Below are 24,554 nucleotides of genomic sequence, written 5' to 3' on the forward strand. Positions count from 1 at the left end.
CCTTCGGGGCTATTGGTGAGCCGGGCGCTGTTCTACGTCGACGCGGTACCGGAGGTCGGCGGTCTCGCCGTCGTCGACGGCGACGAGGGCTTCCACGCGGCGACGGTGCGACGCATCCGTCCGGGCGAGGAACTCGACCTGTCCGATGGGGCCGGGACGCTGGCGCACTGCGTGATCGAAGACGCCGTGAAGGGCCGGTTGACGGCACGCGTGCTGTCGATCACCGACGTCCCGGCCGCGGTGCCGGCGGTGACGGTGGTGCAGGCCCTGCCCAAGTCCGAACGCTCCGAGCTGGCCATCGAATTGGCCACCGAGGCCGGTGCCGACGCGTTCGTCGCGTGGCAGTCCGAGCGCTGCGTCGCGCGCTGGGATGGTACGGCCAAGGTGGAGAAGGGTTTACGGCGCTGGAGTGCGGTGGCCCGGTCGGCGGCGCGGCAGTCCCGTCGCCCGTTCGTACCTTCGGTCAGTGGCCCGCTGTCGACGGCTGAGCTGGTCGCGTCGATCGGCGAGGGCAGCGACGGGACGGGTCACGTCGCGCTCGTGTTGCACGAATCCGCGGAAGTCCCCCTGCGCGAGGTGGTTTCGGCAGCCACCGAGGCGGTGACGCTGATCGTGGGTCCGGAAGGCGGCATCACCGACGGCGAGTTGGCGGCGTTGGTGGGCGCCGGCGCCGTTGCCGTTCGGCTGGGGCCGTCGGTGTTGCGCACGTCGACCGCGGCCGCGGTTGCCTTGGGTGCCCTGGGTGTGCTGACGCCGCGCTGGCAGGTCTAGAACCAGCGCGGCCGGTCACGGCGGGCGAACCTCTCAGTCGCCCAACCATGTTCGGGCCGGCTATCGATGCTCACCGCGCAGGTATGCCGCCTCTGCCTCGGCGACCGCGTCGTCGGCCTGTCGCGGTGTCGGCAGGTCGGGCGCGTTCATCTCGATGATGGTCTCGACGCGCTCTTCGTCGAGCCCTTCGGCCGCGAGGACGCCTTCGATGAGTGCCCGTTGCACCGCACGGCCCTTCATGTTCGCGAGCTTCGCGGTCGCGAGGATGCTGCGGGCGAGTTCGGCCTCGGGCATCGAGGCCGCCTTGGGCGCCAGCTTGATCCGCTGGATCGACCCGGCGATGGACGCCTCGGCCGTGACGTTTCCGGCGGGGTCGGAGACCGCGAACACCACCACCCGGGGTGCGTCGTCATCCGGCGTTTCGTCGTCGTCGTCCACTGCGCCACCGACATTCGGCGCGATGGCGTCCGCATAGGAGCCCGCCGTCTCGTCGTCGTACGTCTCGTGATCCGACGTCACCAGCTGGTCGAGACCCGAATCGCCCGGGTCCGGGTCGTCACTGCCGTCGGTGGTGAAGTAGTCGAGCGAGCTCTCGGGTTCGGCGAGATGCTCGTCGTCGTCGTGGTCGTCCCAAGAATGGTCTGACATCGATCAGATCTGCATCTGCTTGCCGAGGTTGGAACCTTCCTGCGCATCCGTCTGGTCGTATTGCGCCGCGGCCTTGTTCAGGTTCGAGGCCAGGTTGCGCGACTTGTTCATCATCTGCTCGCAGGCGGCCTTGCGCGCGTTGTTCGCAGCACTCAGTGCCGATTGCGTCGACATGCACAGCGGCCCGTGGGTCGCGAGCACCTTGACCTCGACGTAGGACGTGGTGTTGCCGGCGGCGCTGAACGTCGCGGCCGCATCGGTCTGTTTGGTGGAGAGCGCCTGCAACTCTGAGGTCTCCACGGTGAGCTTGCCGCCCATGTGTTGCTCCTTTCGGGAAAGCCGGAAAAACTAGGTTTCGGTCGTGATGCGCGGGGGCGCAGTGGGATTCGACGGGTCCAGGCTCACGTGCACGGGGCCTTTGGCGGTGTCGGGATCGACGGCCACTTCGACGTGGTGCGCGCCGTCGTCGAACGACACCTGGATGGGCGCCCGTCCCGCGGGCGACTCCGTCCCGGCTGCCGCGCCCGGCGGATTTGCTTCCGCGGGTTGGGCATTGGGGTCGGCGGCCGGATCGTCCGGCTTGCCGTCGCCGTCTTTGTCTTCGCCGAGCGCGTTGGGGTCCTGTGCGTTCGGATCCTGCTTGCCCTGCTGGGCGGCCTGGGCCGCCTGCGTCGCGGTCTGTGCCGCCTGGCCGGCCAGGCCGGCGAGGGTGCCGAGGAGACCGCCGCCTCCGCTGCCGGAGCCACCGCCGCCCATCTGCGGCAGCGACGGCATACCGCCCATACCGGACCCGGCGCCGGTGCCGGCACCCGATGCCGCTGGGGCGGACGGCATCTCGGGTACCTCGGGCATCTTCGGCATGCTCGGGGTGCCGCCGCCACCGGCGCCCGAACCGCCGCCGGAGCCCGAACCGCCGCCGGAACCTGAACCGCCACCGCCGCCACCGGTGCCCGTCGGGCTGCCGGTGCCGGGCGGGTTGCCCGTGGGCGGACCGGACGGCGTGCCCGTCCCCGGCCGCCCGGGCTGGTTGGGATTGCCCGGCGCGTTGGGGTCGGCATTGCCGAAATCCGGTCCGTCGCCCGGCTTCTTCGCGGGCGGCGGCATGGTGCTCAGCGGCGGAGCGTGCGAGGCGCTCTGGTACATGCTCGTCGCCTGGCTCAATTGCGCTGCGTTGCTCGATGACTGCGCCATCATGTTGTTCATCGTCACGGCCGAAGCCGCGGCGGCGACGGCGACGGATGCGGCCTGCAGCGCGAGCGACTCGGGGGCGCCGATGACCGTCGCCTCCAGGGCCAGACAGACGGGGATCATCGCGCCCAGGCAGGTGGCGATGTTGTCCATCTGCTGGCGGCCCGCGTCGACCTGTTCGGCTTCGGCGCTCAGGATCTGCACGACGAAATTGTCGGCCTGCAGCAGCTGTTCGGCGCTGCCGATCTGTTCGGCGTTCCGGTTGGAGTAGGCCGTGGAGGACGTGCCTTGCCACACGGTCGGATAGGCGCTGCTGAGTCCGTCGCCGGCGGCCTGGAAGAGTTCGGCGCCGTCGGAGAACGATTCCCCGGTGTCCGGATCGCCGATGCCGAAACCGAGCCCCGCGAGGTCCAGGGCCCACAAGCCGCCCTCGATGATGGGCGTGCCGGCGGCCGCGGGCATCAGCATCTTGGCGATGTCGCCGGCATCGCTGATGAGCCCGACGGCGCCCATCGGATCGCCTTCCATCAGCTTCTTGACGTTGTCGGCGATGTCCGAGGCGGTGTCCAGGACGTCGTTGGCCTTGTCGAGGATGTCGTTGATCTTCTCGCCGAGGCTCGGGCTGTCACCGCCGTCGTGGTCACGCCGGTGCGAGTTGCCGTCGTGATCGTCGTGGCGCCGCGGGTTGTGGTCGTTGCGGTCGTTGTGGTTCGGCCGGGGGATGCGCACAGTGGGCTCGTCGTCGTGGCGCGGATGGCGGTTGCTCGGCGAATTGTGCGAACCGCCGTGATGACCGCGACCCCTACCCATGCAGAACCCTCCCCGATTCCTCATCGCCCCGGCGGACCCTCGCCGGTGAATCGAGCGTAACAGCGGCCGGCGCCCCTCCAATGCGCTAATTCCGAACTCCGCGACGTGGCCTTTCGGGCCAATCCTGTGGCCTGGGTTACAGCAATTCCTGCCAGTAAACACTAATTTCCTGCCAGCGGAATTAATCCTTTGACCTGCCTGTTTACATGGATGTCACAGCGGCTCGGGCCGCCAGGGGACAAAGACGGACAGAAGACGCGAAGGGAACACTCCATGAAGAATTTCGGAATTGCAGCAGTTATCGCCGGTGCATTGGCCGCCGGTGCCATGGGGTTCGCCGTTCCCGCCGTAGCCGCCACCGGACCGGCCCCGACAGGGGTGCAGGCAACTGTGGTGCCGACGGGAGTTGATCACCTGAACTGGCTGGACGACGTGCACCAGGGCGCCAAGTCGCCCAAGGTCGACACCAACGTCCACCAGAGCCGGTAATCGGCGACCCAACTACTACGCAACCCGCGGGCGGTACCGAAAGGTGCCGCCCGCGGCTTGCGTGACCAGCCAACTCGTTGGGCGTGCCTTCGGCCCGGCGGTAGAATGTGCTCCTCAGCTCGACACCAGAAAGCAGGCATCGAAAACCACGTGACGCCCCGCGATACGAACGCCGCCGCGTCGCGCTCCTCGGAGCTCGACCCGTCGGTTCGAAGCAGCATCACTGTTCCGCCTGATCTTGTCGTGGGCCTGCTCGGCTCGGCCGACGAGAATCTGCGAGCTCTCGAGAACCTGCTCGCGGCCGACATCCACGTCCGCGGCAATTCGCTCTCGATATCCGGCTCGCCCGCCGACGTGGCGAAGGCCGAGCGCGTGGTCAGTGAGCTCATCACGATTGCCGCCGGCGGGCAGACACTGACCCCGGACGTCGTGCGCCGCAGCGTCGGCATGCTCGACGGCGCCGACGCCGAGTCGCCGGCACAGGTGCTGACGCTCGACATCCTGTCGCGCCGCGGCAAGACCATCCGGCCCAAGACGCTCAACCAGAAGCGCTACGTCGACGCCATCGATGCCCACACCATCGTCTTCGGCATCGGCCCCGCCGGCACCGGCAAGACCTACCTGGCAATGGCCAAGGCCGTCAGCGCTTTACAGACCAAACAGGTCAGCCGGATCATCCTGACGCGTCCCGCCGTCGAAGCGGGGGAGCGCCTCGGCTTCCTGCCGGGCACGCTCAACGAGAAGATCGACCCGTATCTGCGGCCGCTGTACGACGCGCTGCACGACATGATGGACGCCGAGATGATCCCGAAGCTGATGGCAGCCGGGGTGATCGAGGTCGCGCCGCTGGCATACATGCGCGGCCGTACGTTGAACGACGCCTTCATCATCCTCGACGAGGCGCAGAACACGACCGCCGAACAGATGAAGATGTTCCTGACCCGCTTGGGTTTCGGTTCGAAGATCGTCGTCACCGGTGACGTCACACAGGTCGACCTGCCCGGCGGATCGAAGTCGGGTCTGCGGTCGGCCATCGAGGTCCTGGACGGTATCGACGACATCCACATCGCTGAGCTCACGAGTGCAGACGTGGTGCGCCACAAGCTGGTTTCGGAGATCGTCGACGCATACGAAGCGGCGGAAGCCAAAGTGAGCGAGCACGGTCTGGCCAACCGCGCGCACCGTCGAGCCACCGGCCGGACGAGGCGGTGACGCAGTGACGGTCGAGGTTTCCAACGAGTCGGGAATCGACGTATCCGAAGACGAGCTGATCAGCGTGGCGCGGTTCGTCATCTCCAAGATGGACGTCAACCCCGCCGCTGAACTCTCGATGGTCCTGGTGGACCAGTCGGCCATGGCCGATCTCCACATGCGCTGGATGGACCTGCCGGGCCCCACCGACGTGATGAGCTTCCCGATGGACGAGCTCGAGCCCGGCGGCCGGCCGGATGCGCCCGAGCCCGGGCCGTCGATGCTCGGGGACATCGTGCTGTGTCCCGAGTTCGCCGCGAATCAGGCTGAGGCCGCCGGACATTCACTGGGTCACGAGCTGGCGCTGTTGACCGTGCACGGCGTGCTGCACCTGCTGGGCTACGACCACGCCGAGCCGGACGAGGAAAAAGAAATGTTCGACCTGCAGCGTCAGCTGCTCGAGGAGTGGGTCGCCGACCAGGTGCACGCCTACCACAAGGATCGGCAGACCGAGAAAGACCGCCGGCTGCTGGACAAGTCGCGGTACTTCGACGAACCGTGACCGGGTTGACGCCGTTGATCGGCGCCATAGTGCTCGTCGTGATCGGCGGGGTGTTCGCGGCGATCGATGCCGCCATCAACACCGTCTCGATCGCGCGGGTCGACGAGCTGATCCGTGATGAGCGGCCCGGTGCGGTGCGGCTGGCCAAGATCGTCCGGAACCGGCCGCAGTACGTCAATCTCGTTGTGCTGCTGCGGGTTGTCTGCGAGGCTTCGGCGACCGTCCTGCTGGTCGACTACCTCGACGAGCTGATGACGCGCGGGTGGGCCCTGGTGTCCGCCGCGGCCATCATGGTTGTCGTCAGCTTCGTCGCCATCGGTGTCGGCCCCCGCACCGTGGGGCGGCAGAACGCCTATTCCATCTCGCTGCTGTCGGCGCTTCCGCTGCAGGTGATCGCGGTGCTGCTGACCCCGATCAGCCGGCTGCTGGTGCTCATCGGTAACGCCCTGACGCCGGGCCGCGGTTTCCGCAACGGACCCTTCGCCTCGGAAATCGAACTGCTCGAGGTCGTCGACCTCGCGCAGCAGCGGGGTGTCGTGGCCGCCGAAGAGCGGCGAATGATCAAGTCCGTCTTCGAACTCGGTGACACCCCGGCACGCGAGGTCATGGTGCCCCGCACCGAGATGGTGTGGATCGAGAGCGACAAGTCGGCCGGGCAGGCGACCTCGCTGGCGGTCCGCAGCGGACACTCCCGCATCCCGGTGATCGGGGAGAACGTCGACGACGTCGTCGGCGTCGTCTATCTCAAAGACCTTGTGGAGCAGACCTACAACTCCACCAACGGCGGCCGCGAGACCAAGGTGGCCGCGGTGATGCGTCCCGCGGTGTTCATGCCGGACTCCAAACCGCTCGACGAGCTGCTCAACGAGATGCAGCGCACCCGCAACCACATGGCGTTGCTGGTCGACGAGTACGGCGCGATCGCCGGCCTGGTGTCCATCGAGGACGTGCTCGAGGAGATCGTCGGTGAGATCGCCGACGAATACGACACCGACGAGGTGCTGCCGGTAGAAGAACTGGGCGACAACCGGTTTCGGGTGTCGGCCCGGCTACCGCTGGAGGACCTGGCCGAACTGTGCGGCTTCGAGGTCGACGGCGACCTCGACGTGGACACCGTCGGCGGGCTCCTGGCGCACGAACTGGGGCGCGTGCCGCTGCCGGGCGCCGAGGTCCGGGTGTCGTTCCCGTCGCATCGATCGCAGTACCCGGCGACCCTCCAGCTGCGGGCCGAGGGCGGCCGGGACCATCGCGGCCGGGTCCGGATCGGCACCGTCCTGGTGACGCCGGTGGAGCCGGAACGCACTGATGACGTGGAAGAAGGAGAACCCGATGAGTGACGAATTCCGTTCCGGCTTCGTCTGTTTGGTCGGCCGGCCGAACACCGGCAAGTCGACGCTGACCAACGCGCTCGTCGGCACCAAGGTCGCGATCACGTCGAATCGCCCGCAGACCACGCGGCACACCATCCGCGGCATCGTGCACCGCGAGGACTTCCAGATCATCCTGGTGGACACGCCCGGTCTGCACCGGCCGCGCACGCTGCTCGGCCAGCGGCTCAACGAACTGGTCAAGGACACCTATTCCGAGGTCGACATCATCTGTCTGTGCATCCCGGCAGACGAGGCCATCGGGCCCGGCGACCGCTGGATCTACCAGCAGATCCGTGCTGTCGCACCGCGAACCACGTTGCTGGTGGTCGTCACCAAGACCGACAAGGTGCCGCGCGACAAGGTGGCCGCGCAGCTGCTGGCGGTCAGTGAGCTCACCGAGGGCAAGGCCGAGATCGTGCCGGTGTCCGCGGTGGCCGGCGAACAGGTCGACGTCCTGATCGACGTGCTGGCCAGCAAGTTGCCGCCGGGTCCGGCGTTCTACCCGGACGGCGAACTGACCGACGAACCCGAGGAAGTGCTCATCGCCGAGCTCATCCGCGAAGCCGCGCTGGAAGGCGTCCGCGACGAACTGCCGCACTCCCTGGCGGTGGTCATCGAGGAGTTCACCGAGCGCGAAGGCCGCACCCCCGAGCAGGGCGAGATGTGCGACATCCACGCCATCATCTACGTCGAGCGCGACAGCCAGAAGGGCATCGTGATCGGCAAGGGCGGCTCCCGCTTGCGTGAGGTCGGGACGGCGGCGCGGACGCAGATCGAGAAGCTGCTCGGCACCAAGGTGTACCTGAACCTGCGGGTCAAGATCGCCAAGAACTGGCAGCGTGACCCGAAACAGCTTGGCAAGCTGGGCTTTTAATCTCGCGCGAGCGGCCGTGTCTGTACGCGACACGCGGGTCGTGGTGCGCCGTCCGCGCACGCTCGCGGCTGGCGAGCGCGACGATAGTGCTCGGTTCACGCGGCGTGTCGCGGGCAGACACGCACGCTCGCGGAAAATGAATGGCCAGGGCCTAGGGCTGAGTCCACCAGTTGTCGGGCTGCTTGGTGGCCCAGCCGCTGATCGCCTCCAGACTGGCGGCCAGGGAAATCAGCAGCGGCTCGCTGCCTTCGGGACCCATCAGCTGCACAACGATGGGCAGCCCGTCGGCGGTGAAGCCGGCCGGGACGTTGATCGACGGCCAGCCGAGCGCGTTCCACGGCCAGCACACCGGGCACGCCGCGATGATGGCGCGGTCGGTGGCGGTGCTGCCGAGCCGGTCGAAGGCGTCGATCAGCGGTGGCGGCTGCGCGGTGGTCGGCGCCAGCACGACGTCGACGAGATTGAAAATCCAGCCGATGCGGCGCTGATGGGCGGCTTCACGCCGCCGTGCCTCGCGGAGCGCGTGCTCCGACAGCAGCCATCCCGTCCGGATGTTGGCCCGGGTGCGGCGGTCGAGGGTCACGTCGGGTCCCACCCGGTCGCGCCATTCGGCGAGTCCCGTCGTGGAACGGGCGAGGAAGTCCACGGACAGCTGCAGTCCGTACTCCGGATCGTCCGGCCGGACGGTGTGCCCGAGTTCTTCGAGTTGTCCCGCAACGGTGTTCAGCGCGGCCCGGATCTCCGGATGCAACCGGGCGGGGAACAGGGTGAACGGAAACTTGGTCGACAACGCGACGCGCAAAGGACCCGGTGCCCGGCCGACGGCCTCGGCCGCGGCGATGGGCGCCGGTTTGTGGAGATCACCGTCGACGTTGCCGGAGGCGGCGTCGAGAACCAGGGCCGCGTCGGCGACCGTCCGGGCCAGCACCCCGTTGACCGTGATGCCGTTGAAGGCCTCGGGCAGCGGCCAGGTGGAGATGCGTCCGCGCTGCGGCTTGATGCCGACCAGATGGGTCCATGCGGCGGGGATGCGGACGCTGCCCGCACCGTCGGATCCGATTGCGGCGGTGACCAATCCGGCCGCGACGGCCGCGGCGCTACCGCCCGACGACCCGCCCGGGGTGTGCTCGCGCGACCAGGGATTGCGGGTGTGCCCGAAACCGGGCCCGCTGGTGAACGGCCACTGGCCGAGTTCGCAGGTGTTGGTCTTGCCGACGATCACCGCGCCGGCCGCCTTCAGCCGGCGCACCACCTCGGCGTCCGCGGTGGCCGGGGGCACGTCGCCGTCGGTGCCGAACCGGGTGGGCACGCCCGCGACGTCGACGTCGTCCTTGATCGCGATGGGTACGCCGAGAAGCGGAAGATGTTGTCCGGCAGCGCGTTTGCGGTCTGCTTCGGCGGCGTCGGCGAGCGCCTGTTCGGTGAAGACCACCCGGAAGGCGTTCAGCTCGAGCTGACTGGCCGCGATGGCATCCAGCGACTGCCGCACGATCTGCTGTGACGTCACCGTGCCGCTCGCGAGGCGGTACAACTGCTGGGTCAGAGTCGGGAATCGGGGCTGCGCGGAACGTTCGGCCATGACGATTTACGAGGATAGTGGTGCGCACTCGCCCGGCGCTGCCTAACGGAAGTTGTCGGTCCGTGATGGGACAATCGCCCGATGCGGTTGTACCGGGATCGAGCGGTCGTGCTGCGCCAGCACAAGCTCGGCGAGGCCGACCGGATCGTCACGCTGCTCACCCGCGAACACGGGCTGGTCCGCGCGGTGGCCAAGGGCGTGCGGCGGACCCGCAGCAAGTTCGGCTCGCGGCTGGAGCCGTTCGCCCACATCGATGTGCAGCTGCATCCCGGCCGCAACCTCGACATCGTCACCCAGGTGGTGTCCCTCGACGCGTTCGCCGCCGACATCGTCAACGACTACGGCCGCTACACCTGCGGCTGCGCCATCCTGGAGACCGCCGAGCGGCTGGCCGGTGAGGAACGCAACCCGATGCCGGCGCTGCAGCGGCTCACCGTCGGCGCACTGCGGGCCGTCGCCGACGGCAGCCGGCCCCGTGAACTGGTGCTCGACGCCTATCTGCTGCGGGCCATGGGGATCGCCGGCTGGGCGCCGGCCATCACCGAGTGCGCGCGCTGCGCCGCACCCGGTCCGCACCGGGCGTTCCATGTCGCGGCCGGCGGCAGCGTCTGCGTGCACTGCCGGCCGTCGGGATCGGTCACCCCGCCGCAGGGTGTGCTGGATCTGATGGCCGCGCTGCACGACGGCGACTGGGAGTTTGCGCAGGCCTCGCCGAGCGGGCACCGCAGCCAGGCCAGCGGGCTGGTGGCCGCGCACCTGCAGTGGCATCTGGAGCGTCAGCTGCGGACATTGCCCCTCGTCGAGCGTGCGTACCGTCCCGATACCGCACTCATTGAGCAGCGCGTGACCCTACTCAGGCAGGATATTGCCCATGGCACTCAACCGGGCGCGCAAGACCAGCTATCCACAGCTGCCTCAGGCGCCTGACGACTATCCGATTTTCCCGGACGTTTCGACCTGGCCGGTGGTCTTCCCGGAGCTCCCACCGAACTCCAACGGCCGCTTCGCACGGCCGCCGCAGCATCCGTCCAAGGCCGTCGCACCGCAGATTCCCGCCGACCAGGTACCCAACCACGTCGCCGTCGTCATGGACGGCAACGGCCGGTGGGCCACCCAGCGCGGGCTCGGACGCACCGAGGGCCACAAGATGGGCGAGGCGGTGTTGATCGACATCACCTGCGGAGCCATCGAACTGGGCATCAAACACCTGTCGGTGTACGCGTTCTCCACCGAGAACTGGAAGCGCAGCACCGAAGAGGTGCGGTTCCTGATGGGCTTCAACCGCGAGGTGGTGCGCCGCCGCCGCGAGAACCTCAACGCGATGGGCGTCAACATGCGGTGGGTCGGGTCGCGGCCGCGCATGTGGAGCAGCGTCATCAAGGAGTTCGACATCGCCGAGCAGATGACCGTCGGCAACGACGTCATCACCGTCAACTACTGCGTGAACTACGGCGGGCGTACCGAGATCGTCGAAGCGGCGCGCGAACTCGCCGAGCAGGCGGCGGCCGGCAAGATCAACCCGAACCGCATCTCCGAGGCGTCGTTCGCCAAGCACCTGCACCGCCCCGACATCCCCGACGTGGACCTGTTCATCCGCACCTCGGGCGAGCAGCGCGCCAGCAACTTCATGCTGTGGCAGGCGGCGTACGCCGAGTACGTCTTCCAGGACAAGCTCTGGCCGGACTACGACCGCCGCGACCTGTGGGCCGCGTGCGAGGAGTACGTCAACCGCAACCGACGGTTCGGGAGGGCCTGATGGCGGACTTGTTGCAGCGGTTGGCAGCCGTGCTCGCGGATTCGGTGACCATCGTCGAAGAGACCGACGGCGCCCTCACCGTCGCACACGACGGGACGGTGGCGTCACTGCGCGTGGTGAACATCGGCGAGGGACTCGACCTGGTCTCACTGACGCAGCCACTGGCGTGGGATATCAAGCTCGACAACAAGGTTCGGGACCGCGTGGCCGATCACGCGGGTCGCACCATGCTCGGCTCGGTGGTGCTGGTCGAGCGGGCCGGTGATCCACGGTCCAACGGCGCCAAGAAGGTCGGCGACGTGATGCTGCGCTACAACTTCCCGGCCGCCGGACTCAGCGACGACGCCTTGTCCACCCTCGTCATGCTGGTGCTGTCCACCGGTGTCGACGTGCGGGCCGACCTGACGTCGTGACGCCGACGTGACCGTCATCCGGATCGTCGCCGCGGTGGTCGCCGACGAACGCGGGCACCTGCTGGTCGTCCGCAAACGTGGCACGACGACGTTCATGCAACCCGGCGGCAAGTTCGAACCGGGGGAGTCGCCGGTCGACGCGCTGGCCCGCGAGATCCGGGAGGAACTCGGGGTCGGCATCACCGACGTGCGGGAGTTGGGTCACCACACGGCGGTCGCGGCCAACGAACCCGGGCACACGGTCGACGCCGAACTGTTCCTCGTGCAGCTCGACGGCGCGCCGCAGATCGCCGCCGAGATCGAGGAGATGGCCTGGATCGATCCGTCGGCACCCGGCGACATCAAGCTGGCGCCGCTGACGGCCGAGGCGGTGCTGGGCTGGGCGCGGAGCCGGGCGGCTCTGGAGCCCTGAACCTCAGGCGCCGGTGCAGGCCGAGCACACCCCGAAAATCTCGATGGTGTGACTGACATCGGAAAAGCCGTGGGCGGCAGCGGTTTCGGTGGCCCACGCCTCGACCTCGGTGCCGGCCACCTCGACCGTGGCGCCGCACTGCCGGCACACGAGGTGATGGTGATGGTGGGCCTGCGAGCAGCGCCGGTAGAGCGCCTCACCGCTGTCGTTGCGCAGGCTGTCGACCTGTCCGGCCGCGGCCATCGACTGCAGGGTGCGGTAGACGGTCGTCAGGCCGATGCCTTCGCCGCGGCGGCGCAGTTCGTCGTGCAGCTCCTGTGCGGACCGGAATTCTTCGACGTTGGTGAGCAGCGCCGCGATCGCGGTGCGCTGCTTGGTGGACCGGGTGGGAGCGCTCACGACCGGTCCTCCTCGACGTGCGCGATGGCGTCGACGACGATGTGCGCGAGGTGATGGTCGACCAGGCGGTACATCACCTCGCGGCCGGCGCGTTCCCCGGCGACGACCCCGGCCGACTTGAGAATGCGCAGGTGCTGGCTGACCAGGGGCTGCGGGACTTCCAGGGCGTCGACGAGTTCGTGCACGCAGCGCTGTGACTCCCGCAGCTGCATCACGATGGCGATGCGGATGGGCGCGGCGAGGGCGCGCAGCAGGTCGCCGGCGGCGTCGAGCGTGTCCCGCGGCGGGGACGACGGAAACGGCGCGCCGCTGTGCTGGTGGTCGAGCTCGTCATGCGTAGTGGTGGGTGGCACCCCGGCAACTCCCGACTATTGGAAATAGTTTTCATTTAGCTTTCCATGCGCGCATACGCATGTCAAAGGTGGGTGCGACATTGGCCGATCAGCGGGGCCTTTAGGCTGGACGGGTTGCATCCCAGCTGACTCGAGGAGTGCTCGAACATCGTGGCGTCCATCATCGACACCGTTGCCAACCTGGCCAAACGCCGTGGTCTGGTCTTCCAGTCCGGCGAAATCTACGGCGGCACAAAGTCTGCGTGGGATTACGGGCCACTGGGTGTCGAGCTCAAGGAGAACATCAAGCGCCAGTGGTGGAAGTCCGTCGTCACGTCCCGCGACGACGTCGTCGGCCTGGACAGCGCGATCATCCTGCCCCGTCAGGTGTGGGTGGCCTCGGGCCACGTCGCGGTGTTCAACGACCCGCTGGTCGAGTGCCTGAACTGCCACAAGCGGCACCGTCAGGACCACATGCAGGAGGCCTACGCCCTGAAGAAGGGCCTCGATGACCCCGATGCCGTGCCGATGGACGAGATCGTCTGCCCGGACTGCGGCACCAAGGGCCAGTGGACCGAGCCCCGTGACTTCAACATGATGCTCAAGACCTACCTCGGGCCCATCGAGTCCGAGGAAGGCATGCACTACCTGCGCCCGGAGACCGCGCAGGGCATCTTCGTGAACTTCGCCAACGTGGTGACCACCGCGCGCAAGAAGCCGCCGTTCGGCATCGGCCAGATCGGCAAGAGCTTCCGCAACGAGATCACGCCCGGCAACTTCATCTTCCGCACCCGCGAGTTCGAGCAGATGGAGATGGAGTTCTTCGTCGAGCCCTCGACCGCGCCGGAGTGGCACAAGTACTGGATCGACACCCGCTTCCAGTGGTACGTCGACCTGGGCATCAACCCGGAGAACCTGCGCCTCTACGAGCACCCACTGGAGAAGCTGTCGCACTACAGCGCCGGCACCACCGACATCGAGTACAAGTTCGGCTTCGCCGGCAACCCGTGGGGTGAGCTCGAAGGTATCGCCAACCGCACCAACTTCGACCTCAGCACGCACGCCGAGCACTCGGGCGTCGACCTGTCGTTCTACGACCAGGGCACCGACACCCGCTACGTGCCGTACGTCATCGAACCCGCGGCCGGCCTGACGCGCTCGCTGATGGCGTTCCTGGTCGACTCGTACCACGAGGACGAGGCCCCCAACGCCAAGGGCGGCGTCGACAAGCGCACGGTGCTCAAGCTCGACCCGCGCCTCGCGCCGGTCAAGGCCGCGGTGCTGCCGCTGTCGCGCAACGCCGATCTGTCGCCCAAGGCCCGCGACCTGGCCGCCGAGCTGCGCAAGAACTGGAACGTCGAGTTCGACGACGCCGGCGCCATCGGCCGCCGCTACCGTCGCCAGGACGAGATCGGCACGCCGTACTGCATCACGGTCGACTTCGACTCGCTCGAGGACCACGCCGTGACCATCCGCGAGCGTGACGCCATGACCCAGGAGCGCGTCGCCATCGACGCCGTCAGCGACTACCTCGCGGTGCGCCTCAAGGGCTGCTGACGGCCGACCGCCAACCGTCGTATGCGCACCGGTGAGAAATTGCCGCCGGGGACCCGCCGCGGGCTCGAATAGGCTTGTGGGCCAGGGGCAAGGGACGCCGGAGGGGGCGACAGTGACGGTTCTCGGCGCATTTCTTTCGACGTGGGACGACGCGCGCGCGACGTTCGGGTCCGGTACGCCGGTCGGCGGTGCCGAATTCGACATGAGCGACCAGTTCCACGAACTGCGCAGCACAGTGCTGTCGGCGGCGAGCGGCGGCGAGTGGACGGGCACCGCGGCCGAGGCGTACGACGACCGCAATCGCGCGCATGCCGGGGCCATCGGCAGGCTCGCCGAACTCGACCGACGGCTCGGTGTCGAGGTCGACCGGTCGGCTGCCGTGGTGACGGCGGGCCGCCGCGATCTCGACTCCGTCAAACAGTGGGTGGTCGACGCGGCCGCCAGCGTGCCGCCCACCGCCGCGGGCGACCGTGTACTGCTTCCCGTGGTGGTGAAGGGGACGGCCGAGATCGCCGACATCATCAGTCGGTCGAACGCCGATATGGATGCCATCGCGGCGCGCATCCGCGAGATCGGTTCGGGCTATGAGGAAATCGCCGGGCGGGACGGACGCGATCCCGACGATCCGAACGGAAAACCGGAGGACCCGCCGGCCGACAAACATCCGGGCGACACCATTCCGGCGCCGCCGCCATGGGCGAAACATGATGGCGGGGCTGGAGAGTGGGGTTCGCAGCCGTGGTACGCGCGGGGTGACGACGCCGCCTTCAAAGCCGCCATCGAGGCCGGGCTGCCATTGATCGGGCTCAAGTGGCCGCATGCGGCCGACCTGATGGACCACTATCTCGACAACACCGGGAAGCCCTACAACCTCGATGTGAATTCGATGATGAACGACATCCCGCAGATGCGCGCGCGAGCCGACGCCAAGATCAACGACGAGGTCAACCGGATTGTCGCGGACGCCGCGGCGACGGGGCAGTACGGCCGGCCGGTGGCGTTCCGGACGGGCTGGGACGGCTACTACATGGATGCCGAGGCCAATCCCGACTGGTACCACGCTGTCGGTGGCGTCGACATGTCGGTCGGTGGGGTGGTCACCGTCTACCCGCCGGACACTCCGGGCGGGCCGCCTCGCGTCCACGTCGAATCGCAGGTGAACGTGGCGGATCAGTACAACTGGGACGAAGGGAAGGAGACCAAGGTGGGACCCATCACGATCACCGACAAGGACATGGGCGGCCTCCAGACCGCAGGCATGGCAAGGGAATTCGAGATCGCGGGTGCGTCGTCGGTCGCGACGTACGACGGGGTGCCGCGGTGATGCGGCACCTGGGAATGTTGGCCGCCGTCCTGGTGATGTGCGCGTTCTCCGCGTGTTCGGTCGAGAAAACAGGAGAGCAGAAGGTGTCTGCGGAAACGGCCGCGGCGTTCGGCGATGTGACCCTGCCGCACGGCGCGCAGGTTCTGGCCACCGCCACCGATGCGGGCCGGGACACCCGCTACCGGCTGTCCCTGCGGCTGACCGACAGCCAGCTGCGCGAATTCCTGGGCCAGTTCCCGGCGCAGCCGCGGCCGTCCGAGATTCCGAAAACCATCACCGTGCTCGCCGGGCCGTCGCCGGCGACCGCGTCCAAGCCGTTGTTCCTGCAGGACAAGGTCACGACCAAGGACCACAAGCTGGTCAACCGTGAGGTCGTCGTCGACGAGCGCGGGCCCGACGAGGTGTACGTCCACCTGTCGCTGTACACCACCTGACCGAAGTGCTGAGCAGTCTCTCAGCACCCGTCGTCGATCCCGTTGCACTCTCGGTATAGCGTGGCGCCCATGACACGAGTTTCGGTGATCACCGGCGGTGCCGGCGGGATGGGCCGGGCGACGGCCAAGATCGTCGGGCGGGACCACACAGTGGTGCTGGCCGATGTGCGTCAGGACCGTCTCGACGCCGCGGCGGCAGAACTGTCCGGTCTCGGGATCGCCGCAATACCGGTCCACGCCGATGTCACCGACCGGGTCGCGGTGGACCAATTGTTCGCCACCGCAACAGAGTTCGGTCCGATCGTGTCGGTGATCCACGCTGCCGGCGTCAGCCCGAGCATGGGGCCGGCGGAGTACGTGGCACGCACCAATGCGATCGGCACCGTCAACGTCAACGAGGCCTTCTACCGCTTCGCGGACGCAGGTGCGGCGATCGTCAACGTGGCGTCGATGGCGGCACACCTGCTGCCCGACGAGATCATCCCGACGGCGAAGTTCCCGCTGGCCCTCACCGATGAGGCCGCGTTTCTGGCCGAGATGCTGGCGGCCTGTGCGTTCGCGCCCGAGGAACTGCGCTCGGGCATGGCCTATGGCGTGAGCAAGAATTTCGTCAAGTGGTACAGCAGCTCGCAGGCCGAGCGCTTCAACGGCAAAGGGCTGCGCATCGTTTCGGTGTCACCGGGCTCGGTCGACACCGAGATGGGACTGCTCGAGGCCGACGCGGGCGCCGGTGCGATGGTCATGAACGCCGCGGTACCGCGCTGGGGCAAGGCCGAGGAGATGGCCGAGCTGTTCGCGTTCTGCGCCAGCGACAGGGCCGGGTACCTCACCGGCACCGACATCCTGAACGACGGCGGCGTGGTCGCCTCGATGCGGGAACGGGCCCGCCGCGCCGCCGCGGCGGGCTGATCGCTCACCGCGACTAGAACCGCCCGCCACCGCCGGAGAAGCCGCCGCCGGAGCCGCCGAAACTCGTTGAGCTCCAACCGCCCCCGTGGCTGCCACCACCGCTGCCGCCGCCGCGGATCATCCCCGACAAGATGCCGCCGATGATGATGCCGCCGATGTCGCCTGCGGTACTCGAACCCGTCCCGGCGTAGGCCTGGCGGGCGGCGCGGACATCGTCGTCGGCCAGTCTCTGGGCCTGAGCTGCCAGGGCGTCCGCGGCGTTGGCCTGTTCGATGGCCGCCGGCAGGTCGGTGGCCTGTGCTGCCTGGGCGGCTTCGAGGCGGCGCTGCGCCTCGGCCAGCCGGGTACGGGCTTCGGAACCGACGCTGCCGCGGCGGGTGTCGATGAAATCCGAGACGCCCCGCACCCGGGACTGCGCCGCCAGCAGTGCCTGACCGAACGACTGCCGGAGCCGGTTCAGGGCAGCGGTTTCCTCCGAGATGGTCGCGAGGAGCTTGTCGAGCTGCGAGTCGGCGGCGGTCAGTTGCGTGAACGCGCTCAGCGGATCGGCCGCGCCCGACGCCTGCGCGTTCGAAACCGCTTGTACCGCAGCGGTACGCGCGGCCGTCAGCTCGGCGTAGTGCGCGCCCGGCGGTGTGGCCTCCGCCGCCGCGATGCCGTTCTGGATGTCGGTGATCGCGGCGGGCAGCGCGCTGATCGCGTGGGCGATATCGGTCGCGGCACTGTCGACCGAATCGAGCAGGCGTTGCGCCTGGCCCACTGCGGATTCCGCGGCCCGGATGGCGTTGACCAGCGCGGCCTGACTGTCGCTCGGCTTGCTGACCAATCCGCGGGCGGCGGTGATGTTCTGATCGGCGAACGCCAGGCGCTCTCTGGCGCCGTCCACATTGCCGGCCACCGAGGCCAGTGCGGTCTCGGTGAACTGGCCGTGCAGCCCGGTCAGGGTCTGCTGGGCCGGCTCGATGCGGGCGGTCAAGGCGACCATCTGCTGTGTCAGCGCGTCCAGCCGGGTCGGCGCGTTGATGACAAGGTCGCGCATCTGATGGAAGGCGGTGCGCTGGTTCTCCAGTTCTCTGTCGGCGCGGGCCGCCGAGACGACCACCTGGGTCAGGAGATCGCGGCGTTGTTGCGGCGTCTCGGGCACCGCGTCGTCGAGCGTCTGGCGCACGCTGAACGCCTGTGCCATGGCGGCTTTCGCGTTCTGCACGGCGGCGATGAACGGCGCGGTGTCGCGCTCGCCGAATTCGCCGACGGCCAGGGCCAGCTCGTTGTCGCTGGTGCGCACGGCGTTGTCGACCTCGACGAGGATCGACTTGGACAGGTCCTCCAAGGTCTCCGGCGACATCTTCGCGAGGACGGCGGGATCGGTGGCGTCGGCCTGCTGCGCGGCGTTGAGGTCGGCCTGCCGGCGCTGCCGACGCCGCCGCCGGGCCCACCAGATGAGCCCGGCGAACGCGACGCCGATGACCGCAAGCGCAATCACCAGCCCGACCCAGTTGAACGGCGCAGACGAGGCCCCCCGAAGTCCGTCGGCTGCCGCGACGGCCGCGCCCGCCCAGTCGCCGTCGTGCAGCTTGGCCTCGACGACCTCCTGGCGCAGGCGGTCGACGTCCACATCGCCCGTCGCGGCCTCGGGGACCAGGAGCGCGTAGGCACGATCCTTGATCGCCACGGCAAGGATGGCGTCGTGGTTGCCCAGAAAGCTTTTGCGCCAGGTGCTTTCTGCCCAGTCGCGGGGACTGGACCCGGAGAAGGTGTCGACATAGACGACCCACAACCGGGTACCGCGCTTGTCGTACAGCTGCTGCACCGCGCCGGAGACCTGGCTGTGTTGTTGCGCGTTGAGCGCACCGGCCTCGTCGGTGACGTAGTCCGGGAGCCGCATGGGTGGTTCAGCGCACGCGACCGGGGCCAGCAGCGTTCCCACCAACAGGACCGAAATCATCAGCCAGAGCACTCGCACGATGCGCATGTCGCTCAATGTAGTGACAGGGTATGTGGTAAGCGGACGCGCCCGGGCTGGCAGACTTCGGCCGTGGGCATTGCAAGCGACGGATACAGCGACTTCGACCGGCAGCGGCTGGTCGGGGAGGGCACGAAGAGCGCCACGCTGCCCGGCACCGATTCCGGCCACCGCACGGATTTCGCGCGGGACCGGGCCCGTGTGCTGCACAGCGCCGCGCTCCGCCGGCTGGCCGACAAGACCCAGGTGGTCGGACCCCGGCAGGGCGAGACCCCGCGCACCCGGCTCACCCACTCGCTCGAAGTGGCGCAGATCGGGCGCCACATGGCGGTGGGTCTGGGCTGTGATCCCGACCTGGTCGACCTCGCCGGTCTGGCCCACGACATCGGCCACCCGCCCTACGGCCACAACGGCGAACGCGCGCTCGACGAGATCGCCAAGCCGTTCGGCGGGTTCGAGGGCAATGCCCAGAACTTCCGCATCCTGACCCGGCTCGAACCGAAAACGCTTGACAGCGAAGGACGTTCGGCTGGTCTGAACCTGACCCGGGCCGCACTGGACGCCGTGATCAAATACCCGTGGTTCCGCGAGGACCGCGTGAAGTTCGGCTTCTATGACGACGACGCGGCGGCCGCCGCCTGGGTGCGGGAGGGCGCGCCCGCCGAGCGGCTGTGCCTGGAAGCCCAGGTCATGGACTGGGCCGACGACGTCGCGTACTCCGTGCACGACGTCGAGGACGGCATCATCTCGGGCCGTATCGACTTGCGCGTCCTCGCCGACGCCGACGCCGCCGACACCCTGGCCAAACTGGGTGCCCGGTCGCATCCGACGGTGACGCACGACGACATGCTGGCCGCCGCCGCGCGGTTGTCGCAGCTGCCCGTCGTCACCGCCGTCGGCAAGTACGACGGTTCGGTCGCGACGTCGGTGGCGCTCAAGCGGCTCACCAGTGAGTTGGTCGGCCGGTTCGCCAATGCCGCGGTCACCGAGACCAAGAAGCAGGCGGGCCGCGCGACGATGCGCCGTTTCGACGCCGAGCTCGCGGTGCCGACCCTGGTCCGGGCCGAGGTGGCCGTGCTCAAGATGCTGGCCCTGCAGTTCATCATGTCCGACCACCAGCACCTGCAGATTCAGGCCGACCAGCGCACCATGGTCCGCGAGGTCGCGCTGTCACTGTGGGGCCAGGCCCCGGCGAGTCTCGACCCGCAGTTCGCCGCCGAGTTCGCCCTCGCCGACGACGACGGGGCCCGGCTGCGGGTGGTCGTCGACCAGATCGCGTCGTACACCGAGACCCGGCTGGAACGCGTGCACGAGGCGCGCTCGCCGCGGCCGCTGGACTGAATCCCGCGCCGCCTACACTGGGCGCGTGGCCGGCCGGATTCCTGATCGCGATATCGCGGCCATTCGTGAACGCACCCGCATCGAGGACATCGTCGGCGAGCACGTGCAGCTGCGGCGCGCGGGCGCCGACTCGCTCAAAGGCCTGTGCCCGTTCCACGACGAGAAGTCGCCGTCGTTCCATGTGCGGCCCAACCACGGGCTGTTCCACTGCTTCGGCTGCGCCGAGGGCGGCGACGTCTACGCGTTCGTGCAGAAGATCGAGCACGTCACCTTCGTCGAAGCCGTGGAGCTGCTGGCCGACCGGCTGAACTACACCATCAGTTACGAGGGGTCGTCGACCACCAACGTGCAGCGCGACAAGGGCAGCCGCAGCCGCCTGCTCGCCGCCAACGCCGCCGCGCAGGAGTTCTACGCCGAGGCGTTGCAGTCGGCGGAAGCCGCCGCCGCCCGCCAGTACCTGATCGACCGGAACTTCGACGCCGACGCCGCCAAGCGTTTCGGCTGCGGATTCGCCCCGTCGGGCTGGGACACCCTGACAAAACACCTGCTGCGCAAGGGATTCACCTTCAAGGAGCTGGAGGCCGCCGGGTTGTCCCGCGAGGGGCGCCGCGGCCCCATGGACCGCTTCCACCGCCGGCTGCTGTGGCCCATCCGGGGCGCGACGGGTGAGGTGATCGGGTTCGGCGCCCGCCGCCTGTTCGACGACGACCACATGGAAGCCAAGTACGTCAACACGCCGGAAACGGTGCTGTACAAGAAGTCCCACGTGTTGTTCGGCCTCGACCTGGCCAAGCGTGACATCGCCAAGGGCCATCAGGCCGTCGTCGTCGAGGGCTACACCGACGTCATGGCCATGCACCTTGCCGGGGTGACCACCGCGGTCGCATCGTGCGGCACGGCCTTCGGCGACGAGCACCTGTCGATGCTGCGGCGCCTGATGATGGACGACAACTTCTTTCGCGGCGAGCTGATCTACGTGTTCGACGGTGACGCCGCCGGACGCGCCGCCGCCGTGAAAGCCTTTGAGGGCGAACAGAATCTGACTGGGCAGTCGTTCGTGGCGGTCGCCTCCGACGGCATGGATCCGTGCGATCTGCGGCTCAAGTCCGGTGACGGTGCGCTGCGGGATCTGGTAGCGCGCCGAACCCCGTTGTTCGAGTTCGTGATTCGCACCGCGCTCGAGGAGCACGACCTGGACAGCGCGGAGGGCCGCGTCGCGGCGCTGCGCCGGTGTGTGCCGCTGACGGCCCGGATCAAGGACCCCACCCTGCGTGACGAGTACGCCCGCCAGCTCGCCGGCTGGGTCGGTTGGGACGACGTGGCACAGGTGATCGCGCGGGTGCGCGAGACCGCCAAGTCGGGCCCGGCGGCGTCGAAGCGGGACGCGCGGCGTCCGGCGGCGCCGGCGGCCCCGGCCGCGGCAGTGGGGCGCCCGAACCCGAAGGACCCGACGCTGTGGCCGCAGCGCGAGGCACTCAAGTCGGCTCTGCAGTACCCGGCGATGGCCGGCCCGGTGTTCGACGGGCTGCCGGTCGACAGCTTCACCCATCCCGGGTACGCCGCCGTCCGGCAGGCGATCACCGCGGCAGGCGGGACATCTTCGGGCCTGGGCGGTGCGGAATGGATCGAGGCGGTCCGGGCGGCCGAGCCGTCGGCCGCGAACCTGATCAACGAACTGTCGGTCGAGGCCTTCCAGGCCGAAGAGGACAAGCTGCCGCGGTACATCGCGAGCGTGCTGGCCCGCTTGCAGGAGGTCTGGGTCGGCCGCGAGATCGCCGAGCTGAAGTCGAAACTGCAGCGCATGTCGCCCGTCGAGCAGAGCGACGAGTACCACGCCCTGTTCGGCGACCTCGTCGCCATGGAGCAGTACCGGCGCAGCCTGCTGCAGCAGGCCAGCGGCGACGATCTCAGCTGAGGGCTTTCGTCTGCTGTAACGCGGGGACGCAGTCTGCGCGATATGGTGGGGCAGAACCGACCCCAGGGGAGAGGCCAATCATGACCTTCGGAGCAACCCGGCTCTTCGCCGCAGCAGCGCTCGTGGCCACCGCAGTGGCCGCCCCCGTCGTCGTTGCGCTCAGCAGCGCCCCGTCATCGCAGACGACGGCCGACGGTGGCTGCCTCGCCTGGTTCGGTAACAAGGAAGACGGCTACTGCATGGGCCGTTCCAACGGCCAGCCGGTGAACGTGGGCACGCCGTGGGGCGTCTGGGGACCGCAGGGCGGCATCAGCAGCGGCCCGCTGCTGCCGGGCCAGAGCTGGAACCAGCCGCTCGGCTGACGCCGCCCGCACCGATAACCGCCCGATTGTCGGTCGGGTCAGTCGTGAACCGACTCCGGATGCAGCACAGCGGTCTGTGAGTCGATAGCCGTCAACCGCACCATGTTCGGGTCCGGTGACACCTTGTCGGCCAGCTTGCGCCGCCCGGCATCCAGCATCGCCTTGGTCATCGGGCTCTCGGTGATGGCGCGGTATGTGCCGGCGATCTGCTCGTAACGGCGACGGCCTGCTTTGGCTCCCAGAACATAGCCAACGGCCATGACGGCGACGGCTCGGATCACTGGACCCCTCCCTGATGACGGTGCGTGGCTCCATCCTGCCTCACGATCGCCGATGCGTCTGGCCCGACCGGCAGCTACCAGCCGATTCAAAGATCCGCGCAGTCATGCGCTAGAGTCATGCCTCGGTTCAGGGACACGCGCCCAGGGCCTGAGCACAATCCCCTGTAGCTCAATTGGCAGAGCTCCCGACTGTTAATCGGGCGGTTATTGGTTCGAGTCCAATCGGGGGAGCAACGGTGACCAGCACGGAAGTGCTGGTCATTTTGCATTCCGGGGCTACTGCGTCGGCCTCGCCTCGGGCCCTGCGCCGAGCGTGCGGCCTGACGTGATTTTTCTGGCGCGTGACCTCGAAAAGACCCACGCTCGGTGCGCGCCCGGAGTTTGGTGCCCACGCTCACGGGTACCCGCAAGGCATGAACGAATCGCGTACCTCGGTCGGCGCCATGGTGCCGGGCCTGGTGACCATCGCCACGAGTTTCGTGGCCCTGGTCGTCGGAGCCGTCGCGATGGTGGCCGGATATCTGACGTTCGGCGCAGTGGCGATGATCGTTTCGCTTGCCGCTGCGACCTTCGGCGCCGTGTGGTTGCTGTCGGGCATGCTGCTCAGTGAGCACCATCCGCACCTCCACGGCCGGCACGTCTGAGCCGCCGGCAGATCCCAAAAGCACTCGAGAAAAAGGCGTTTGAGCGCCTTTTCGGTGTGGTGTTGCCGCGTGCGGCAACCGGGACCGACCGAGATCGCCGTCAACACGCCCACGTGGGCCCGAACGGGTCTGCGGCGCAATGGGAAATAGGAGTACGGACGAAAGGGAGCGAATCTATGACGAACGTTTTGGAACAGATCAAGGGAGCGACCGCTTACGACCCGTCTGGCGAGAAGATCGGCAAGATCCACGAGCTCTATCTGGACGCACAGAGCAGGCAGCCCAAGTGGGCATCCGTTCACACCGGCCTCTTCGGTATTTCGGAGTCGCTGGTCCCGCTGGCGGGCGCGCGCCCCGACGGCGACGATTCGGTGCAGGTGGCCGTGGCGAAGAGCGCCGTCAAGAACGCCCCGCACGTGGACATCCGTGACCGGATCAGCCCGGCCGACGAAGCCACCCTGATGCAGTACTACGGCATGCGGTCCGATCGGCCGGCCACCCCGCAGCCTGGGCAGCGACCCGCGCCGCAGCCCGGCCCCGAGACCCCGCCGTCCAATGGCGGCAAGCACCTGCGCGGAGCGGCACCGGCCCTTGGCGGCATCGGCGGCACCTCGGCGAACACGTCGGCCCACGCCTCCCAGGCGTCGCCCACTGCTCAGACCGGGCCGGAGATGATCCGTTCGGAGGAGCACCTGCAGGTGGGCACCGAGCGCGCGACGTCGGGTACGGCCCGCCTCAACAAGCATGTGGTGACCGAGCAACAGACCGTCCAGGTGCCCGTCACCCACGAAGAGGTGCGCGTGGAGCGCGCCGCCATCACCGACCCGTCCCATGCCCGTGACAACCGGATCGCCGACGACCAGCGCGAAGTGACGCTGCACGAGGACAAGGTCGTCGTGAGCAAGGAATCGGTTCCTGTCGAACGGGTTCGACTCGCAGTCGACGAGGTCACCGAGAACAAGCAGATCACCGAGAACGTGCGCCGCGAAGAGATCAACGCGGAAGGCGTGCACCGCCGTCAGCGCTGACC

27 protein-coding genes and 1 tRNA gene are annotated in these 24,554 nt (G+C 68.4%); 20 read left to right on the plus strand and 8 right to left on the minus strand.

What is annotated here, in order from left to right:
- The first annotated feature begins 15 nt into the window (after positions 1-15).
- The gene (locus ACJH7A_RS00690; RefSeq protein ID WP_406801273.1) at positions 16-771 is read left to right on the plus strand and encodes a 16S rRNA (uracil(1498)-N(3))-methyltransferase; all 756 of its coding nucleotides are present in this window, start codon (positions 16-18) and stop codon (positions 769-771) included.
- A 60-nt stretch (positions 772-831) separates the two neighbouring features.
- On the opposite strand, the gene ACJH7A_RS00695 is transcribed toward ACJH7A_RS00690, so the two are convergent.
- From ACJH7A_RS00695 to ACJH7A_RS00705, 3 genes are read right to left on the minus strand one after another with little or no spacing between them, the layout of a single operon-like run.
- Positions 832-1,419 (minus strand): hypothetical protein, encoded by a 588-nt coding sequence (locus tag ACJH7A_RS00695; RefSeq protein ID WP_406801274.1) that lies wholly within the window; start codon positions 1,417-1,419, stop codon positions 832-834.
- A 3-nt stretch (positions 1,420-1,422) separates the two neighbouring features.
- Positions 1,423-1,737: an ESX-1 secretion-associated protein gene (locus ACJH7A_RS00700; RefSeq protein WP_064980653.1), complete on the minus strand. Its 315-nt coding sequence runs from the start codon at positions 1,735-1,737 to the stop codon at positions 1,423-1,425.
- A 30-nt stretch (positions 1,738-1,767) separates the two neighbouring features.
- Entirely contained in the window at positions 1,768-3,417 is a 1,650-nt protein-coding gene (locus tag ACJH7A_RS00705; RefSeq protein WP_406801275.1) for an EspA/EspE family type VII secretion system effector, read from the minus strand.
- 273 nt (positions 3,418-3,690) lie between these two features.
- Here ACJH7A_RS00705 and ACJH7A_RS00710 point away from each other — a divergent pair, with 273 nt between their 5' ends.
- From ACJH7A_RS00710 to era, 5 genes are all read left to right on the plus strand, one after another.
- Positions 3,691-3,906 (plus strand): hypothetical protein, encoded by a 216-nt coding sequence (locus ACJH7A_RS00710; protein ID WP_029105369.1) that lies wholly within the window; start codon positions 3,691-3,693, stop codon positions 3,904-3,906.
- Between the two features lie 150 nt (positions 3,907-4,056).
- Positions 4,057-5,118, plus strand: coding sequence for a PhoH family protein (locus ACJH7A_RS00715; RefSeq protein WP_064982702.1), 1,062 nt, complete (start codon positions 4,057-4,059; stop codon positions 5,116-5,118).
- Positions 5,119-5,122: 4 nt separating this feature from the next.
- Positions 5,123-5,659 (plus strand): rRNA maturation RNase YbeY, encoded by a 537-nt coding sequence (gene ybeY / locus ACJH7A_RS00720; protein ID WP_020102089.1) that lies wholly within the window; start codon positions 5,123-5,125, stop codon positions 5,657-5,659.
- Positions 5,656-6,996, plus strand: coding sequence for a hemolysin family protein (locus tag ACJH7A_RS00725; protein ID WP_212812245.1), 1,341 nt, complete (start codon positions 5,656-5,658; stop codon positions 6,994-6,996). Before ybeY ends, ACJH7A_RS00725 begins: the two co-directional genes overlap by 4 nt.
- Positions 6,989-7,903 carry a GTPase Era gene (era, locus tag ACJH7A_RS00730; RefSeq protein WP_406801276.1) on the plus strand — a complete coding sequence of 305 codons (915 nt, stop codon included), beginning with the start codon at positions 6,989-6,991 and terminating at the stop codon, positions 7,901-7,903. The genes ACJH7A_RS00725 and era overlap by 8 nt, the downstream gene beginning before the upstream one ends.
- Before the next feature lie 151 nt (positions 7,904-8,054).
- Here the strand turns inward: era and ACJH7A_RS00735 are convergent, their stop codons facing one another.
- Entirely contained in the window at positions 8,055-9,482 is a 1,428-nt protein-coding gene (locus ACJH7A_RS00735) for an amidase (protein ID WP_406801277.1), read from the minus strand.
- An 81-nt stretch (positions 9,483-9,563) separates the two neighbouring features.
- Here ACJH7A_RS00735 and recO point away from each other — a divergent pair, with 81 nt between their 5' ends.
- From recO to ACJH7A_RS00755, 4 genes are read left to right on the plus strand one after another with little or no spacing between them, the layout of a single operon-like run.
- Entirely contained in the window at positions 9,564-10,409 is an 846-nt protein-coding gene (gene recO, locus ACJH7A_RS00740) for a DNA repair protein RecO (RefSeq protein ID WP_406801278.1), read from the plus strand.
- Positions 10,354-11,238, plus strand: a complete 885-nt coding sequence (locus ACJH7A_RS00745) for a decaprenyl diphosphate synthase (protein ID WP_212812241.1) — start codon at positions 10,354-10,356, stop codon at positions 11,236-11,238. Before recO ends, ACJH7A_RS00745 begins: the two co-directional genes overlap by 56 nt.
- On the plus strand, positions 11,238-11,651 hold the full coding sequence (locus ACJH7A_RS00750) for a hypothetical protein (RefSeq protein WP_212812240.1): 414 nt from the start codon (positions 11,238-11,240) through the stop codon (positions 11,649-11,651). The genes ACJH7A_RS00745 and ACJH7A_RS00750 overlap by 1 nt, the downstream gene beginning before the upstream one ends.
- 7 nt (positions 11,652-11,658) lie before the next feature.
- Positions 11,659-12,063 carry an NUDIX domain-containing protein gene (locus ACJH7A_RS00755; protein ID WP_406801279.1) on the plus strand — a complete coding sequence of 135 codons (405 nt, stop codon included), beginning with the start codon at positions 11,659-11,661 and terminating at the stop codon, positions 12,061-12,063.
- Between the two features lie 3 nt (positions 12,064-12,066).
- On the opposite strand, the gene ACJH7A_RS00760 is transcribed toward ACJH7A_RS00755, so the two are convergent.
- Positions 12,067-12,462: a Fur family transcriptional regulator gene (locus ACJH7A_RS00760; protein WP_212812238.1), complete on the minus strand. Its 396-nt coding sequence runs from the start codon at positions 12,460-12,462 to the stop codon at positions 12,067-12,069.
- On the minus strand, positions 12,459-12,815 hold the full coding sequence (locus tag ACJH7A_RS00765; RefSeq protein WP_212812237.1) for a metalloregulator ArsR/SmtB family transcription factor: 357 nt from the start codon (positions 12,813-12,815) through the stop codon (positions 12,459-12,461). Before ACJH7A_RS00765 ends, ACJH7A_RS00760 begins: the two co-directional genes overlap by 4 nt.
- Before the next feature lie 150 nt (positions 12,816-12,965).
- On the opposite strand from ACJH7A_RS00765, the gene ACJH7A_RS00770 reads away from it, so the two are divergent.
- From ACJH7A_RS00770 to ACJH7A_RS00785, 4 genes are all read left to right on the plus strand, one after another.
- A complete protein-coding gene (locus ACJH7A_RS00770) occupies positions 12,966-14,351 on the plus strand; it encodes a glycine--tRNA ligase (RefSeq protein ID WP_318985304.1) in 1,386 nt (461 codons plus the stop codon).
- Between the two features lie 112 nt (positions 14,352-14,463).
- Positions 14,464-15,675 carry an EspA/EspE family type VII secretion system effector gene (locus ACJH7A_RS00775; protein ID WP_406801280.1) on the plus strand — a complete coding sequence of 404 codons (1,212 nt, stop codon included), beginning with the start codon at positions 14,464-14,466 and terminating at the stop codon, positions 15,673-15,675.
- Complete coding sequence (locus ACJH7A_RS00780) at positions 15,675-16,109, plus strand: hypothetical protein (RefSeq protein ID WP_406801281.1); 435 nt, start codon at positions 15,675-15,677, stop codon at positions 16,107-16,109. The genes ACJH7A_RS00775 and ACJH7A_RS00780 overlap by 1 nt, the downstream gene beginning before the upstream one ends.
- A 69-nt stretch (positions 16,110-16,178) precedes the next feature.
- Positions 16,179-17,018, plus strand: coding sequence for an SDR family oxidoreductase (locus ACJH7A_RS00785; protein WP_406801282.1), 840 nt, complete (start codon positions 16,179-16,181; stop codon positions 17,016-17,018).
- A 13-nt stretch (positions 17,019-17,031) separates the two neighbouring features.
- Here ACJH7A_RS00785 and ACJH7A_RS00790 read toward each other — a convergent pair whose 3' ends face one another.
- A complete protein-coding gene (locus tag ACJH7A_RS00790; RefSeq protein WP_406801283.1) occupies positions 17,032-18,990 on the minus strand; it encodes a TPM domain-containing protein in 1,959 nt (652 codons plus the stop codon).
- A 63-nt stretch (positions 18,991-19,053) separates the two neighbouring features.
- On the opposite strand from ACJH7A_RS00790, the gene ACJH7A_RS00795 reads away from it, so the two are divergent.
- The 3 genes from ACJH7A_RS00795 (at position 19,054) to ACJH7A_RS00805 (ending at position 22,599) form a co-directional block, all read left to right on the plus strand.
- Complete coding sequence (locus ACJH7A_RS00795; protein ID WP_346414413.1) at positions 19,054-20,322, plus strand: deoxyguanosinetriphosphate triphosphohydrolase; 1,269 nt, start codon at positions 19,054-19,056, stop codon at positions 20,320-20,322.
- Between the two features lie 25 nt (positions 20,323-20,347).
- The gene (gene dnaG / locus ACJH7A_RS00800) at positions 20,348-22,237 is read left to right on the plus strand and encodes a DNA primase (protein ID WP_406801284.1); all 1,890 of its coding nucleotides are present in this window, start codon (positions 20,348-20,350) and stop codon (positions 22,235-22,237) included.
- Between the two features lie 80 nt (positions 22,238-22,317).
- Entirely contained in the window at positions 22,318-22,599 is a 282-nt protein-coding gene (locus tag ACJH7A_RS00805; protein ID WP_212812229.1) for a hypothetical protein, read from the plus strand.
- A 38-nt stretch (positions 22,600-22,637) separates the two neighbouring features.
- Here the strand turns inward: ACJH7A_RS00805 and ACJH7A_RS00810 are convergent, their stop codons facing one another.
- Positions 22,638-22,880, minus strand: a complete 243-nt coding sequence (locus ACJH7A_RS00810) for a hypothetical protein (RefSeq protein WP_212812228.1) — start codon at positions 22,878-22,880, stop codon at positions 22,638-22,640.
- A gap of 158 nt (positions 22,881-23,038) precedes the next feature.
- On the opposite strand from ACJH7A_RS00810, the gene ACJH7A_RS00815 reads away from it, so the two are divergent.
- From ACJH7A_RS00815 to ACJH7A_RS00825, 3 genes are all read left to right on the plus strand, one after another.
- Positions 23,039-23,111, plus strand: a tRNA-Asn gene (locus ACJH7A_RS00815).
- A 182-nt stretch (positions 23,112-23,293) separates the two neighbouring features.
- Positions 23,294-23,524 carry a hypothetical protein gene (locus ACJH7A_RS00820; protein WP_133427281.1) on the plus strand — a complete coding sequence of 77 codons (231 nt, stop codon included), beginning with the start codon at positions 23,294-23,296 and terminating at the stop codon, positions 23,522-23,524.
- Positions 23,525-23,700: 176 nt separating this feature from the next.
- The gene (locus ACJH7A_RS00825; RefSeq protein ID WP_406775434.1) at positions 23,701-24,552 is read left to right on the plus strand and encodes a DUF2382 domain-containing protein; all 852 of its coding nucleotides are present in this window, start codon (positions 23,701-23,703) and stop codon (positions 24,550-24,552) included.
- The last annotated feature ends 2 nt before the right edge of the window (positions 24,553-24,554 follow it).

It is taken from the genome of Mycobacterium sp. SMC-17, from assembly GCF_045310915.1.
Classification (GTDB): domain Bacteria; phylum Actinomycetota; class Actinomycetes; order Mycobacteriales; family Mycobacteriaceae; genus Mycobacterium.

Coding starts and splice junctions, on each gene's coding strand:
- ACJH7A_RS00750 (WP_212812240.1), top strand. CDS start 11,238: ATGGCGGACTTGTTGCAGCGGTTGGCAGCCGTGCTCGCGGATTCGGTG.
- ACJH7A_RS00785 (WP_406801282.1), top strand. CDS start 16,179: ATGACACGAGTTTCGGTGATCACCGGCGGTGCCGGCGGGATGGGCCGG.
- ACJH7A_RS00780 (WP_406801281.1), top strand. CDS start 15,675: ATGCGGCACCTGGGAATGTTGGCCGCCGTCCTGGTGATGTGCGCGTTC.
- era (WP_406801276.1), top strand. CDS start 6,989: ATGAGTGACGAATTCCGTTCCGGCTTCGTCTGTTTGGTCGGCCGGCCG.
- ACJH7A_RS00825 (WP_406775434.1), top strand. CDS start 23,701: ATGACGAACGTTTTGGAACAGATCAAGGGAGCGACCGCTTACGACCCG.
- ACJH7A_RS00735 (WP_406801277.1), bottom strand. CDS start 9,482: ATGGCCGAACGTTCCGCGCAGCCCCGATTCCCGACTCTGACCCAGCAG.
- ACJH7A_RS00820 (WP_133427281.1), top strand. CDS start 23,294: ATGAACGAATCGCGTACCTCGGTCGGCGCCATGGTGCCGGGCCTGGTG.
- ACJH7A_RS00710 (WP_029105369.1), top strand. CDS start 3,691: ATGAAGAATTTCGGAATTGCAGCAGTTATCGCCGGTGCATTGGCCGCC.
- ACJH7A_RS00790 (WP_406801283.1), bottom strand. CDS start 18,990: ATGCGCATCGTGCGAGTGCTCTGGCTGATGATTTCGGTCCTGTTGGTG.
- ACJH7A_RS00805 (WP_212812229.1), top strand. CDS start 22,318: ATGACCTTCGGAGCAACCCGGCTCTTCGCCGCAGCAGCGCTCGTGGCC.
- ACJH7A_RS00705 (WP_406801275.1), bottom strand. CDS start 3,417: ATGGGTAGGGGTCGCGGTCATCACGGCGGTTCGCACAATTCGCCGAGC.
- ACJH7A_RS00745 (WP_212812241.1), top strand. CDS start 10,354: ATGGCACTCAACCGGGCGCGCAAGACCAGCTATCCACAGCTGCCTCAG.
- ACJH7A_RS00700 (WP_064980653.1), bottom strand. CDS start 1,737: ATGGGCGGCAAGCTCACCGTGGAGACCTCAGAGTTGCAGGCGCTCTCC.
- recO (WP_406801278.1), top strand. CDS start 9,564: ATGCGGTTGTACCGGGATCGAGCGGTCGTGCTGCGCCAGCACAAGCTC.
- ACJH7A_RS00695 (WP_406801274.1), bottom strand. CDS start 1,419: ATGTCAGACCATTCTTGGGACGACCACGACGACGACGAGCATCTCGCC.